At 61.4% G+C, this 13598-nt stretch carries 15 protein-coding genes; 12 read left to right on the top strand and 3 right to left on the bottom strand.

What is annotated here, in order from left to right:
- Positions 1–145: 145 nt before the first annotated feature.
- Entirely contained in the window at positions 146–682 is a 537-nt protein-coding gene (locus tag ACV4UX_RS13305; RefSeq protein ID WP_491593764.1) for a CBS domain-containing protein, read from the bottom strand.
- Positions 683–817: 135 nt separating this feature from the next.
- On the opposite strand from ACV4UX_RS13305, the gene ACV4UX_RS13300 reads away from it, so the two are divergent.
- Positions 818–1156, top strand: a complete 339-nt coding sequence (locus ACV4UX_RS13300) for a hypothetical protein (RefSeq protein ID WP_173085946.1) — start codon at positions 818–820, stop codon at positions 1154–1156.
- Positions 1157–1389: 233 nt separating this feature from the next.
- On the opposite strand, the gene ACV4UX_RS13295 is transcribed toward ACV4UX_RS13300, so the two are convergent.
- Entirely contained in the window at positions 1390–1761 is a 372-nt protein-coding gene (locus ACV4UX_RS13295; protein WP_491593763.1) for a PilZ domain-containing protein, read from the bottom strand.
- Positions 1762–2133: 372 nt separating this feature from the next.
- A complete protein-coding gene (locus tag ACV4UX_RS13290; protein ID WP_491593762.1) occupies positions 2134–3471 on the bottom strand; it encodes a UDP-glucose dehydrogenase family protein in 1338 nt (445 codons plus the stop codon).
- 150 nt (positions 3472–3621) lie between these two features.
- Between ACV4UX_RS13290 and ACV4UX_RS13285 the strand changes: the two genes are divergently transcribed.
- The 11 genes from ACV4UX_RS13285 to cimA all read left to right on the top strand — a co-directional run.
- Positions 3622–4347, top strand: coding sequence for a pyridoxine 5'-phosphate synthase (locus tag ACV4UX_RS13285; RefSeq protein ID WP_491593761.1), 726 nt, complete (start codon positions 3622–3624; stop codon positions 4345–4347).
- Positions 4348–4359: 12 nt separating this feature from the next.
- The gene (locus ACV4UX_RS13280; protein WP_491593760.1) at positions 4360–5433 is read left to right on the top strand and encodes an AAA family ATPase; all 1074 of its coding nucleotides are present in this window, start codon (positions 4360–4362) and stop codon (positions 5431–5433) included.
- 25 nt (positions 5434–5458) lie between these two features.
- Positions 5459–6151 (top strand): hypothetical protein, encoded by a 693-nt coding sequence (locus ACV4UX_RS13275; protein WP_491593759.1) that lies wholly within the window; start codon positions 5459–5461, stop codon positions 6149–6151.
- Positions 6152–6195: 44 nt separating this feature from the next.
- Positions 6196–7173 (top strand): AAA family ATPase, encoded by a 978-nt coding sequence (locus tag ACV4UX_RS13270; RefSeq protein ID WP_491593758.1) that lies wholly within the window; start codon positions 6196–6198, stop codon positions 7171–7173.
- Positions 7174–7198: 25 nt separating this feature from the next.
- On the top strand, positions 7199–8029 hold the full coding sequence (locus tag ACV4UX_RS13265; protein WP_491593757.1) for a hypothetical protein: 831 nt from the start codon (positions 7199–7201) through the stop codon (positions 8027–8029).
- A gap of 11 nt (positions 8030–8040) precedes the next feature.
- Complete coding sequence (locus ACV4UX_RS13260; RefSeq protein ID WP_491593756.1) at positions 8041–8415, top strand: holo-[acyl-carrier-protein] synthase; 375 nt, start codon at positions 8041–8043, stop codon at positions 8413–8415.
- 17 nt (positions 8416–8432) lie between these two features.
- Entirely contained in the window at positions 8433–9995 is a 1563-nt protein-coding gene (locus tag ACV4UX_RS13255) for an NAD(P)H-hydrate dehydratase (protein ID WP_491593755.1), read from the top strand.
- Entirely contained in the window at positions 9982–10437 is a 456-nt protein-coding gene (locus ACV4UX_RS13250; protein ID WP_491593754.1) for a CBS domain-containing protein, read from the top strand. Before ACV4UX_RS13255 ends, ACV4UX_RS13250 begins: the two co-directional genes overlap by 14 nt.
- Before the next feature lie 2 nt (positions 10438–10439).
- Positions 10440–10943, top strand: a complete 504-nt coding sequence (gene tsaE, locus ACV4UX_RS13245) for a tRNA (adenosine(37)-N6)-threonylcarbamoyltransferase complex ATPase subunit type 1 TsaE (protein WP_491593753.1) — start codon at positions 10440–10442, stop codon at positions 10941–10943.
- Positions 10940–12175: an aspartate kinase gene (locus ACV4UX_RS13240; RefSeq protein ID WP_491593752.1), complete on the top strand. Its 1236-nt coding sequence runs from the start codon at positions 10940–10942 to the stop codon at positions 12173–12175. Before tsaE ends, ACV4UX_RS13240 begins: the two co-directional genes overlap by 4 nt.
- A gap of 260 nt (positions 12176–12435) precedes the next feature.
- On the top strand, positions 12436–13598 hold a 1163-nt coding region (gene cimA, locus ACV4UX_RS13235), incomplete at its 3' end, for a citramalate synthase (protein WP_491593751.1).

The following is a 13598-nucleotide window of genomic DNA, read 5'->3' as shown; positions in this document are numbered from 1 at the left end:
CCTTCGTGCGCTTCATGAAGTACGGCATGCCGGTGATGTTTCTGACCGTGGCCATTTCCATGGCCTATCTCTATCTGCGCTACTACGTGCTGGGCTGGTAGCCCGGGCGCGGCGTCCCTTCCTGCCCGCGCCGGGCGACGCGTCCCTAGCGGGCGCAGCGCGCGGCGCGGCGCATGAGGGCGTCGAACACCCCGGCGGCGTCCACCACGCCCAGCACCTCGCCCTTGCGGACAACCAGGAGGTAGTCCCTGCGCCGCAGCACCATGAGGTCCACCGCCACGTCTGCGGTGGACTCGGCGTCGATGGTCTCCTCGCGTGTGGGGGGGTGCAGCAGGTCCTGCACCGTGAGCGCGGCGGCCCGCTCGGAGAGGGCCTCCAGGGTCTGTGGGGAGAGGTTCACCTCCTCCAGGAAAAAGCCCACCAGACCCTGCCCCATGCCCTGTTCCTTCATGGCGTCGAAGAAGCCGTCGCGGGCGTACTCGGGGTTGAGGCCGCGCAGGAGGTCCACCATGCCCAGCGCCCCCAGCATCCGGCCCGAGGCGTCGCGCACGGCCACGATGAGGGGCACGGGGGCGTCGGAGGCGCTCTTCTTGAGGGCCTCGGCCGCATCGAGCAGGCAGGTCTCGGGGGACACCGACGGCAGGGCTTCGAGGGGGGTCATGACGGACTGAACGCTGTCCATGGTGCATTCTCCTTGAGGCGTCGTCCGGCCAGGAAAACATGCGGGGCCGTCCCTGGCAAGCCCGGAGGGGACGGCGCTTGCATGACGGGCGCACTGCCGTTACAAGACGGCTCTCCAAACGCCGCAAGGACCGCCATGACATCCACCGACACCATCAACGCCCTGCTCGCCCCCCTGGGTCTCAAAACCACCCACGCCTTCGACGGCATCCACTTCGTGGAGCACAACCTCTTCCTGGTGCTCGACTCCAAGGACGACGGCCTGCTGCTTCTGTGCTTCAACCAGGACTGCCCCCCCGACAAGGCCGCCCTGGCCGCCCTGACGCTCTACTCGCGGGCCTCGGAACTGGACCTGGAGCTGGGCCTCTCGGGCACCTACACCATGGAAGAACTGCCCGGCCAGGAGATCAAGCTGCACTTCCATCCCCAGCAGACCGTGAAGGAAAGCCACGGCGGCAACGGCCTGACCCACTGACCCCCGCGGCCGGAACAGACCAATGGCGCGATGTTGAAGAACACGAAATGTTCTCCAACGGTTTCATCCATGGATCGGGGTGTTCCTCCTGAATCGCCGCCCGGGAAGACCACCTCCCGCTGCCTGCGCGAAATCAACGCCTCAGGACGAATAACAGAGCTTCCGCGCGATTGCCCCACGCAAGCCCGGCCCCTCCCTCCGCCCAAGGCGGCGAGGCCTCTTCCGGTCGGCCGCTAGTGTTTCCCGGCGACGATGAAGGCGGGCCTGACAAGCTCCCTGTCGATGGCGTCGGGATCGTCCGAGTGGTAGCGCACGAGGTTGCGCAGGTGGAGGAAGGCCTCCTCGTCCATGCTCTCGAAGTCCAGGGCCAGGCCGGTGGCGTCGTTTCGCACCACGCGGGCCTCCACCTGGAAGCCGATGGACCTGCTCAGGCTGATGGTGAGTGTGCACAGGTCCACCCGGCCGAGATCCGGCTCCGGCTCGCAGAGCACGCCCTTGAGGCTCATGTTCAGGATGCGCACGGGGTGCTTGTGGAGGGCGCCCCAGGCCAGGACGGCCTCGATGTCCATGGGCACGCGGCTGCGCTTGCGGTTGTCGTGGGTCATGGAGTCCTCCCTGCCTGGTTTGGCGGAAAGCGGGCCGCCGGGACAAGGCCGCGCGCGGACGCCGGGCGGGCCTTCACGCCACGATAGCAGGAAACGTCGGCCAGGGGAACAGGCGCGGGCTCCACGAGAGCCGGTCCGGCCGGATGCCCCTCGCGCACGGGTGCGGCAGGAGTCCTGATGCGTTGCACGCGAAACTGCGGCGCGCGGCGGGCCGCACGGCGGCGGCCTCTTCCGAAGCGATCCGCCTGCCCTCCGGAGACACGTGACATGGGGGGAAACGGAGCCGACGGACATCCGGCGACTGGACGCTTCAAACAAAACGGGGCCGCCGGTTTCCCGGCGGCCCCGTGCGGCGTTCTCTGGTCGCTTGAACTACTTGGGGTCCTTGCGGCCGATGCAGAAGTAGGCGAAGCCCAGCTCGCCCATGAAGGAAGGCGAGTAGAGGTTGCGGCCGTCGAAGATCAGCGGCGCCTTGAGCGACTTCTTGATGCGCTCGAAGTCCGGGTTGCGGAACTGGTTCCACTCGGTGACCACGGCCAGGGCGGCCGCGCCGTCCAGGGCGGCGTACTGCTCGTCCACCACTTCCACGTTGGGGTCGCCCTCGAACTCCTTGCGGGTGTTGGGACCGGCAACGGGGTCGAAGCAGCGCACCTTCATGCCCTTGGCGGTGAGGTCGCGGATGAGCTCGAACGCGGCGGCCTCGCGCACGTCGTCGGTGTTGGCCTTGAAGGCCAGGCCCCAGATGGCCAGGGTCTTGCCGGCCACGCCGCCCTGCGGCTCGAAGTACTTGAGGAGCTTGCCCGAGAGCACGTGCTTCTGGCGGTTGTTCACCTCGTCCACGGAGGCCAGCAGCTGGGGCTCGAACTCGTACTGGCGCGAGGTGTCGATGAGGGCCTTCACGTCCTTGGGGAAGCAGGAGCCGCCGTAGCCCATGCCGGGGTAGATGAACTGGTAGCCGATGCGGTGGTCGCTGCCGATGCCCACGCGAACGTCGCGCACGTCGGCGCCCACGCGCTCGCAGATGTTGGAGATCTCGTTGATGAAGGAGATCTTGGTGGCCAGCATGCAGTTGGCGGCGTACTTGGTCATCTCGGCGGAGCGCACGCTCATGACGATGAGCTTGTCGCGGCTGCGGGCGAAGGGCGAATAGAGGGCCTTGAGCAGCTCGGCGGTGCGCACGTTCTCGGTGCCCACCACCACGCGGTCGGGCTTGAGGAAGTCGTTGACGGCGTCGCCTTCCTTGAGGAACTCGGGGTTGGAGACCACATCGAACTCCAGGGACAGGCCGCGCGTCTTGAGCTCCTCGGCGATGATGGAGCGCATCTTGTCGGCGGTGCCCACGGGCACGGTGGATTTGTCCACCACGATCTTGTAGTCCTGCATGTTCTGGCCGATCTCCTTGCCCACCTGGTAGACATAGGAGAGGTCGCACGAGCCGTCGGGCTTGGAAGGAGTGCCCACGCACACGAACACGAAGAGGGCATGCTCCATGCCTTCCTTGATGGACGTGGTGAACTTCAGGCGTCCCTGCTCGGTGTTGCGCTTGACGATTTCGTCCAGGCCGGGTTCGAAGATGTGAACCTTGCCTTTCCTAAGGTTTTCCACAACTTCGGGATTGATGTCCACGCAGCAGACGTCGTTGCCCATTTCGGCGAAGCAGGCGGCGCTGACGAGGCCGACATAGCCGGTTCCCACAATGCACAGGTTCATATCCGCGCATCTCCATTTCGTGTTTGGTTTCTGAGCCCCCAAGGGGCAGCACCCGATACGAGCGCCGGGGAGCTTTGTCAACAAGAGCTTGTGGCTGGTGAGCGCAAAAGATATACGGCACGTTTGATACGGAACGCAAGGAGAACGTCCATGCCCATTCTGGCCGTAAACGTCGACCACGTGGCCACCCTGCGCCAGGCCCGCCTGGCCCAGGAGCCCGACCCCGTCACCGCCGCCCACCTGGCCGAGATCGCCGGGGCCAGGGCGATCATCGTACACCTGCGCGAGGACCGCCGCCACATCCAGGACCGCGACGTGGCCCTCCTGCGCCAGCTCGTCAAGACCCGCCTCCATCTGGAAATGGCCGCCACCCCCGAAATGGGCCGCCTGGCCCTGGGCATCAAGCCCCACATGGTCTGCCTGGTGCCCGAGAAGCGCCAGGAGCTCACCACCGAGGGCGGCCTGGCCTGCGCCGGGCGCGAGAAGGAGCTGGCGGACTTCCTGGCCCCGCTCCACGCCGCGGGCATCGGCTCCAGCCTGTTCATCGACGCCGAACCAGCCCAGATCGAGGCAGCCAGGGCCATCGGGGCCGATTACATCGAGATCCACACCGGGGCCTACGCAGACGCCCCCACGCCCCAGGACCGCCAGCGCGAACTGGAGCGCGTGCTCGCGGGCATCCGCCTGGGCCGCGAACTGGGCCTCAAGGTGAACCTGGGCCACGGACTCAACTACGACAACATCTGGGCCTTCAAGGACGTGGCCGGCGTGAGCGAATACTCCATCGGCCACAGCATCATCTCGCGGGCCGTGCTCACGGGCGTCACCGAGGCCGTGGGGACCATGGCTGGGATCATCTCTTCTTTTACTGAATGACGAGGTCACCCTATGAAAATCAAATGCATACAAATCAATAAATTCAAGCGACTTGAAAACCTAACCATCGACTTCTTCAACGACAATATAAGAGATTTAAACGACCGTTTGCTCATTGTTGGCGAGAATGGCCGAGGAAAGAGTTCTCTTCTGCAAGCGGCAGCAATAACCCTTGCGCTAGCATGCAAACGCATTTCCAGTGCAAACGACTTCCTATGGGCTGGCTTTGATGAAAGTGGTCTCCACAGAAATGGATCACCTGACGTCCTACTCACTGTATCTTTTGACGACGACGAGATTGAAGCTACACAAATTGTCGCGAACGAATGGTATAGGGAACAAACTTTCGACAGAAACTTCGAGAAACCGGGCGACTCAAAAGAAGTTACACTTCACTTCGATGGGCACAAATGCACAGCGCAGAGCTCAAGAGAACTATTTCAATTCAGGGGCAGGTATTACCTGAGAAGAATTGTCCAGCAACGAACCGATTTATACAAAACATTCAACAATCTCCCAGGCATATTCTGGTATGATCAGTTCAGAAACCTTGAAACAGTGTCATCAAAATACTCTGACAGGGAAACAACACGAGATATCATCGGAGGCAGAAGAAACCAGGAGAAAGGAATCAGATTTATTAGAAATACGCTTTTAAAGTGGGATTACTACCGCAGACTCAACAACATCGACAACATCGCGACAAGCAAGTTTAACCAGGTCGAGCAGCACTTTCGCCACGCCTTCCCTGACCGTAGATTTATCGGACCGATACCGAACAACAACGTATCACAGGACATTGAAGACAAGTTTTTCCTAAACGACGGCATAAACACATACGAACTAGGAGAATGCTCGGCAGGAGAACAAGAAGTTTTGCCGATCATATTCGACTTTGTAAACTTCAACATATTCAAATCAATTGTAATCATCGACGAACTCGGACTAAATCTCCACGAATCGCTTGCGCAACAGTTTTCAAAGCAACTACTACGCATTAGCCCAACATGCCAGTTTTTACTTTCGACACACTCAAGCGCCGTAAAAGGGTTCTTTGCACACGAAGAAGTTTTTACTTTAACATAGCACACCCATTACACGGAATAGCAAGATGAGCTTTGAAATTTTCTGCGAAGGCAAAGATCAGGGGATTGACATGCGCATCATTGGCGCAATCCTAGACAACTGCAAAATCATCGCATCTGGATCCAAGAGCGATGTTCGAAATGCTATCCTTCACAAGAGAAAGACTAACCAACACAGTCCATACGCATGGGGAATACGTGACCGCGACTTTGACGATGCAGAAACACTCATCTCAAACCATCCGATACAATGGAATGAAAAAGTTAACGGAAACTTACAGCATTTTGGCTGGAAATGGGAACGGAAAGAAATCGAGAACTATATAATCGACCCAACACTCATACAACAACTACCTACAAGAAACATTGACGACATATATGCATATACTGACGCACTCTTAAAATCAGCGCATAAGCTACAACTCTACACATCTGCACGAAGAGCGCTTTCACAATCACGCATGTTTGCATCATTAGACAACACGTGGGGCACTGAGCATGGCGGTGACAAATATAAATTTCCTTCAAGCTACGGCGATCGAGACTGTAAGTTCGGCATCCACCAAAACATTAGAAACTATGTTGAAAAGTCTAAAATTAATACCGAAGCAGTACTGGCAAAATACAGAAAGAATAAGCCAACCCACGGGCCAAATGGCCACCGGTTTGCAAATAACTCCTTTCTTTATCACTTTGCTGGAAAAGATCTATTACTCTAACCATCGACTTCTTCAACGACAATATAAGAGATTTAAACGACCGTTTGCTCATTGTTGGCGAGAATGGCCGAGGAAAGAGTTCTCTTCTGCAAGCGGCAGCAATAACCCTTGCGCTAGCATGCAAACGCATTTCCAGTGCAAACGACTTCCTATGGGCTGGCTTTGATGAAAGTGGTCTCCACAGAAATGGATCACCTGACGTCCTACTCACTGTATCTTTTGACGACGACGAGATTGAAGCTACACAAATTGTCGCGAACGAATGGTATAGGGAACAAACTTTCGACAGAAACTTCGAGAAACCGGGCGACTCAAAAGAAGTTACACTTCACTTCGATGGGCACAAATGCACAGCGCAGAGCTCAAGAGAACTATTTCAATTCAGGGGCAGGTATTACCTGAGAAGAATTGTCCAGCAACGAACCGATTTATACAAAACATTCAACAATCTCCCAGGCATATTCTGGTATGATCAGTTCAGAAACCTTGAAACAGTGTCATCAAAATACTCTGACAGGGAAACAACACGAGATATCATCGGAGGCAGAAGAAACCAGGAGAAAGGAATCAGATTTATTAGAAATACGCTTTTAAAGTGGGATTACTACCGCAGACTCAACAACATCGACAACATCGCGACAAGCAAGTTTAACCAGGTCGAGCAGCACTTTCGCCACGCCTTCCCTGACCGTAGATTTATCGGACCGATACCGAACAACAACGTATCACAGGACATTGAAGACAAGTTTTTCCTAAACGACGGCATAAACACATACGAACTAGGAGAATGCTCGGCAGGAGAACAAGAAGTTTTGCCGATCATATTCGACTTTGTAAACTTCAACATATTCAAATCAATTGTAATCATCGACGAACTCGGACTAAATCTCCACGAATCGCTTGCGCAACAGTTTTCAAAGCAACTACTACGCATTAGCCCAACATGCCAGTTTTTACTTTCGACACACTCAAGCGCCGTAAAAGGGTTCTTTGCACACGAAGAAGTTTTTACTTTAACATAGCACACCCATTACACGGAATAGCAAGATGAGCTTTGAAATTTTCTGCGAAGGCAAAGATCAGGGGATTGACATGCGCATCATTGGCGCAATCCTAGACAACTGCAAAATCATCGCATCTGGATCCAAGAGCGATGTTCGAAATGCTATCCTTCACAAGAGAAAGACTAACCAACACAGTCCATACGCATGGGGAATACGTGACCGCGACTTTGACGATGCAGAAACACTCATCTCAAACCATCCGATACAATGGAATGAAAAAGTTAACGGAAACTTACAGCATTTTGGCTGGAAATGGGAACGGAAAGAAATCGAGAACTATATAATCGACCCAACACTCATACAACAACTACCTACAAGAAACATTGACGACATATATGCATATACTGACGCACTCTTAAAATCAGCGCATAAGCTACAACTCTACACATCTGCACGAAGAGCGCTTTCACAATCACGCATGTTTGCATCATTAGACAACACGTGGGGCACTGAGCATGGCGGTGACAAATATAAATTTCCTTCAAGCTACGGCGATCGAGACTGTAAGTTCGGCATCCACCAAAACATTAGAAACTATGTTGAAAAGTCTAAAATTAATACCGAAGCAGTACTGGCAAAATACAGAAAGAATAAGCCAACCCACGGGCCAAATGGCCACCGGTTTGCAAATAACTCCTTTCTTTATCACTTTGCTGGAAAAGATCTATTACTCTCCATGGACCCTTTTTTGAGAAGCATTGGATTTGACTCATGTTATTCATTTCGCGACAATATCGTTCGACTCATTCAGCGACACCGAACTCCGCACAATCTACTCCCTGAGTGGACAAACTTGTACAATTTCTTTATATAAGAAGACACTCCATGATCGTGGGCCTTGGCATCGACGTGGCGGAGCTGGACCGCATCCGCGCCTCCCTGGAGCGCTACGGCGAGCGTTTCCTTCAGAAGATCCTCTCCCGCGACGAGATCGCCCAGCGCCCGCGCAACGTCGTGCCCTGGCTGGCCGCGCGCTTCGCCGCCAAGGAGGCCGCCGCCAAGGCCCTGGGCACGGGGATCTCCGGCGGCGTGACCTTCAAGGACATCGAAATCCTCTCGGAGCCCTCGGGCAGGCCCGTGCTGCGCCTCTCCGGCGCGGCCCTGGAGCGGGCCAAGGCCCTGGGCGTCACCCACTCCCACGTGAGCCTCACCCACGGCCGCGACACCGCCGCCGCCGTGGTGGCGCTCGAAGCACCCTGAACGCGAGGCCCAAGGCCATGATCGATCCTCTGCTCACGTCTCCCCTGCTCACCCCGGCCGAGATGAACGCCTGGGACCGCGAGGCCGCGCGCCTGGGCCTGAAGACCGAGCTGCTCATGGAGAACGCCAGCCGCGAGGCCCTGCACGCCCTGACGGAGAAGCTGGAAGGGGTGCGCGGCAAATCCGTGCTCTGCCTGGCGGGACCCGGCAACAACGGCGGCGACGCCGTGGCCCTGGCAAGGCACCTGCACGACGCCGGGGCCGAGGTGGTGCTGGGCCTTGCCCGGCCCGCCGGGGCCTACAAGGGGGCTCCGGGCTTCCACCTGCGCCTGGCCCGGCGCGCGGGCGTGGAGATCCTCCGGGCCGCCCAGGCACTGGAAGAGTCCCAGGTCCGGCCGCCCGACGCCGTGGTGGACGGCCTGCTGGGCACGGGCCTCGCGGGCGCGCCCAGGCCGGACATGGCCGCGCTCATGGAGGGCGTGAACCGCCTGGGCGAACGCTCTTTCGTGCTGGCCCTGGACATCCCTTCGGGCCTGTGCGGGCTCACGGGCCGCCCGGGCAGCCCCACCGTGATCGCAGACGCCACCGTGAGCTTCGAGACCGCCAAGCTGGGCCTGGCCCTGCCCCAGGCCTCGCCCTACGTGGGGGAGCTCCTGGTGCGCCCCATCGGCATCCCCCGGGCCGTGCGCGAGGCCCTGCCCCCCGCCCACCGCCTCCTGGCCCCGGAACTGGCGCTCATGCTCCCCCTGCCCGACCCGGCCATGCACAAAGGCGCTGCGGGCAGGCTCCTGGTGCTGGGCGGCTCGCCCGGGCTCACGGGAGCGCCCTTCCTCTCGGCCCTGGGCGCGCTGCGCTGCGGAGCGGGGCTGGTCACGGCCGCCTGCCCGCGCGGGCTCGAGCCCGTGCTCAAGGCCGGGTGCCCCGACGTGATGACCCTCCCCCTGGGCGAGGGCGAACAGTGGGACGCGTCCATGGCCGTCCCGATCCGTGAGCGCCTGGACGCCTGGGACGCCCTGGTGATCGGCCCGGGCCTGGGACGCACGCCCGGCGCGGCCCGGTTCCTGGAGGCCCTGTTCCGGGGCGGCCCCCTGCCCCCCGCCGTGTGGGACGCCGACGCCCTCTTCTGGCTGGCCGCGCATCCCAGGCCCCTGGAGCGCGCCATCATCACCCCGCACCCCGGCGAGGCGGCCCGGATGCTCGGGCTCACCATTCCGGAGATCGAGGCCGACCGCGCCGGATGCGTGCGCCGCCTGGCCGAAAGCACCGGAGCGGCCGTGGTGCTCAAGGGCCCGGCGTCCCTGATCAGCCAGGGGGGCGACCCCGCCGGGACGGTGTACGTCTCTCCCTTCTCGGAGCCCAACCTGGCGGTGGGCGGCTCCGGCGACGTGCTCTCGGGCGTGGCCGGGAGCCTGCTGGCCCGTGGCGTTTCCCCCTTGCTAGCCGCCTGCCTGGGGGTGTATTGGCACGGACTCGCCGGGCGTCTCGTGTCCGGCGAATTCCCCTACCGGGGCAACCTGGCCTCCGAGATCGTCCAGGCCCTGCCCCGCGCCCTCACGGAGTGGCTCGATGCTGAAAGCTAAAGACATCATGACCGCCCAGGTGGTCACCCTCACGCCCGAGACCTCCATCGCGGAGGCCGCCCAGACGCTTCTGGAGAAGCGCATCAACGGCTGCCCGGTGGTGAACGCCTCCGGGGCACTGGTGGGCATCCTCTGCCAGTCGGACCTGGTGGCCCAGCAGAAGCGGCTCTCGCTTCCCACGGTGTTCACCCTGCTCGACGGGCTCGTGCCCATGACCTCCATGGCCGACCTGGACCGCGAGATGGAAAAGATCGCCGCCATCAGCGTGGCCAAGGCCATGACCCCCGATCCCCAGACCGTTACGCCCGAAACCCCCGTTGAGGACGTGGCCACCCTCATGGTGGACCGCGGCTTCCACACCGTGCCGGTGATGGACGCGGGCCGGGTGTGCGGCGTGATCGGCATGGAGGACATCCTGCGCACCCTTTCCGCCAGGAAGTAGCCGTGGCCGGGCTTTTCCTGCCCGGCGAGCCCGACACCCTGGCCCTGGGCGCGGCCATGGCCCGCAGCCTGCCCGAGGGGTGGGACAATCCCGCGCTGTGCTTGCAGGCCGGGCTCGCTTCGGGCAAAACCACGCTCACGCGGGGACTCGTGGAGGCGCTGCCCGGCGGCGACCAGGCCGAGGTGGCCTCTCCGAGTTTCAATCTGGCCAACGTCTACCCCACCACGCCCCAGGTGGTGCACGTCGACCTCTTCCGGCTGGGCGAAGGCCTGCCCGGGGCCGATCTGGACGAAATCCTCGAAAGCCTCCACGCGGGCGCGGCGCGCCTTCTCGTGGTGGAATGGGCCGAGTACCTGCCGCCCGGCTTCCTGCCTGCGGACCATCTGCTGGTGCGCCTGGAGGAACAAGGCGACGGGCGCGAGGCGACGCTCACGGCCAACGGGCCGTGGGCCGCGCGCTGGCTGCAACGGATCAACGCAACCTCTTCACAGAGCGGCTCGTCATGAAAATCATGGTACAGAAGTACGGCGGCACGTCGGTCGCCGGGCTGGAACGGATGCGCAAGGTGCTCTCGCGGGTGCGAAAGGGCCTGGACGAGGGCTACAAGGTCATCGTGGTCCTCTCGGCCATGGCCGGCGAGACCAACAAGCTCATCGGACTGGCCAACGAATTCTCGGCAAAGCCCGACCCCGAAGAAATGGACGCCCTGGTGGTGAACGGCGAGAACGTCTCCATCGCGCTCTTCTCCCTCCTGGCCAAGTCCGAGGGCATCCGCGCCAAGTCGCTGCAGGGCTGGCAGATTCCCATCACCACCACCGACGCCTACATGAAGGCGCGCATCATCAGCATCGACGAAGCGCGCCTGCGCAACCTGCTGGAAGACCACGACGTGCTCGTGGTGGCGGGCTTCCAGGGCGTGGACTGCAAGGGACGAATGACCACCCTGGGACGCGGCGGCTCCGACACCACCGGCGTGGCCCTGGCCGCCGCCGTGAAGGCCGACGTGTGCGAGATCTACACCGACGTGGACGGCGTGTTCACCACCGATCCCCGCGTCTGTTCCGCCGCGCGCAAGCTCGACCGCATCTCCTACGACGAGATGCTCGAGCTGGCCAGCTCCGGCTCCAAGGTGCTCCAGATCCGCTCGGTGGAATTCGCCAAGAAATTCAACGTGCCCGTGCGGGTGCGCTCCACCTTTACCGACGACCCGGGGACGCTGGTCACCCAGGAGGACGACGCCATGATGGAAGATCTCGTGATTTCGGGCATCGCTTTCGACCGCGACCAGTGCCGCGTCACCGTCTACAAGGTGAAGGACAAGCCCGGCGTGGCCGCCACCATCTTCGGCGCCATCGCCGCCAAGCGCATCCTCGTGGACATGATCATCCAGAACACCAGCCACGACGGCTACACCGACATGACCTTCACCGTCTCCCGGGGCGACCTGGACCAGACCCTGGCCATCCTCGCGGGCGTCGGCGACGAAATCGGGGCCGAATCCGTGCAGCACGACACCAACGTGGCCAAGGTCTCCGTGGTGGGCGTGGGCATGCGCAACCACTCCGGCGTGGCCTCCACCATGTTCCAGGCCCTGTGCGACGAAAACGTGAACATCAAGCTCATCGCCACCTCCGAGATCAAGATCACCTGCCTGATCGACGAGAAGTACGTGGAACTGGCCGTGCGCGCCCTGCACACCGCCTTCGGACTGGACAAGGAACTCAAGGCCGCCTGCTAGCGCGGCCGTCGAGCGCCGGACAAGGGGGGGACGCCGCCGCGTCCCCCTTCCGGCCCGGACTGCCGGGAGGTCCGGCTCCTCCCGGATTGCCGGAGAGGTCGGCCTCCTGCCGAAGCGACGGGAGGCATTGCCTCCTGCTCAAGAGACGGGAGGCGTTGCCTCCTGCCCGAAAGCGGCGGCGGACGTTTTCGCGGCCAACGCCCACGACGGCAGCCGCCAGCCCGGGGACGACTCGCCGGACAGCCCGGCAAGGGGAGAGCATGGTCAAGGTCCAGATCTACGACACCACCCTGCGCGACGGCGCGCAGGCCGTGGACATCAACCTCACCGCCGAAGACAAGCTGCGCATCGCCCAGAAGCTCGACGACCTGGGCATCGACTACATCGAGGGCGGCTGGCCCGGCTCCAACCCCACCGACAAGCGCTTCTTCGAGGACATCCAGGCCCTCACGCTCAAGCACTCGCGCATCGCGGCCTTCGGCTCCACCCACATGGCCAAGCACGCCGCCGAGAACGACCCCAACCTCAAGGCCCTGGCCGCCAGCCAGGCCCCGGTGATCACCATCTTCGGCAAAACCTGGGACCGCCACGCCCTGGAGGCCCTGCGCGTGGAGCCAGAACGCAACCTGGAGCTCATCGAGCACTCCCTTGCCTGGCTGCGCCCGCGCTGCAAGGAACTCTTCTTCGACGCCGAACACTTCTTCGACGGCTTCCGCGCCAACCGCGACTACGCCATGGAGTGCCTGAAACGCGCCCACCAGGCCGGGGCCGACGTGCTGGTGCTCTGCGACACCAACGGCGGCACGCTGCCCTGCGACGTGCGCAAGATCTGCGACCACGTCACAAAGACCCTCCCCCTTGCGCGCATCGGCATCCACGCCCACAACGACACCGACATGGCCGTGGCCAACTCCCTCATGGCCGTGCAGGCCGGGGCCGTGCAGGTGCAGGGCACCATGAACGGCTTCGGCGAGCGCTGCGGCAACGCCAACCTCTGCTCCATCATCCCCACGCTGGAGCTCAAGCTCAAGCGCCAGGCCCTGCCCAAGGGCCGCCTGCACCTGATCACCGAGACCTCGCGCTTCGTGGACGAGGTGGCCAACCGCGTGCCCTTCGCGCGCCAGCCCTATGTGGGAGAGTCCGCCTTCACCCACAAGGCGGGGGTGCACGTGGCCGCCGTGGTCAAGGACTCCAGCCTCTACGAGCACGTGCAGCCCGAAAAGGTGGGCAACCTGCGCCAGGTGGTGCTCTCGGACATGTCGGGCCAGGCCAACATCCTCTTCAAGGCCAAGGAATACGGCATCACCCTGGAAAAGGGCTCGCCCGAGGTGCTGGAGATCCTGCGCGAGATCAAGGAGAAGGAGGCCGTGGGCTACGAGTATTCGGCCTCGGAGGCCTCCTTCGAACTGCTCATGCGCCGCGC

This window comes from Fundidesulfovibrio sp., assembly GCF_058402725.1.
This window is presented reverse-complemented; position numbering and strand designations above follow the sequence as displayed.

Excerpts from the sequence above, each read along its gene's own strand:
- ACV4UX_RS13305 (WP_491593764.1), bottom strand. The coding sequence starts at position 682 with ATGGACAGCGTTCAGTCCGTCATGACCCCCCTCGAAGCCCTGCCGTCG.
- ACV4UX_RS13240 (WP_491593752.1), top strand. The coding sequence starts at position 10,940 with ATGAAAATCATGGTACAGAAGTACGGCGGCACGTCGGTCGCCGGGCTG.
- ACV4UX_RS13275 (WP_491593759.1), top strand. The coding sequence starts at position 5,459 with ATGAGCTTTGAAATTTTCTGCGAAGGCAAAGATCAGGGGATTGACATG.
- ACV4UX_RS13265 (WP_491593757.1), top strand. The coding sequence starts at position 7,199 with ATGAGCTTTGAAATTTTCTGCGAAGGCAAAGATCAGGGGATTGACATG.
- ACV4UX_RS13255 (WP_491593755.1), top strand. The coding sequence starts at position 8,433 with ATGATCGATCCTCTGCTCACGTCTCCCCTGCTCACCCCGGCCGAGATG.
- ACV4UX_RS13290 (WP_491593762.1), bottom strand. The coding sequence starts at position 3,471 with ATGAACCTGTGCATTGTGGGAACCGGCTATGTCGGCCTCGTCAGCGCC.
- ACV4UX_RS13280 (WP_491593760.1), top strand. The coding sequence starts at position 4,360 with ATGAAAATCAAATGCATACAAATCAATAAATTCAAGCGACTTGAAAAC.
- ACV4UX_RS13300 (WP_173085946.1), top strand. The coding sequence starts at position 818 with ATGACATCCACCGACACCATCAACGCCCTGCTCGCCCCCCTGGGTCTC.
- ACV4UX_RS13285 (WP_491593761.1), top strand. The coding sequence starts at position 3,622 with ATGCCCATTCTGGCCGTAAACGTCGACCACGTGGCCACCCTGCGCCAG.
- ACV4UX_RS13250 (WP_491593754.1), top strand. The coding sequence starts at position 9,982 with ATGCTGAAAGCTAAAGACATCATGACCGCCCAGGTGGTCACCCTCACG.
- ACV4UX_RS13260 (WP_491593756.1), top strand. The coding sequence starts at position 8,041 with ATGATCGTGGGCCTTGGCATCGACGTGGCGGAGCTGGACCGCATCCGC.
- ACV4UX_RS13295 (WP_491593763.1), bottom strand. The coding sequence starts at position 1,761 with ATGACCCACGACAACCGCAAGCGCAGCCGCGTGCCCATGGACATCGAG.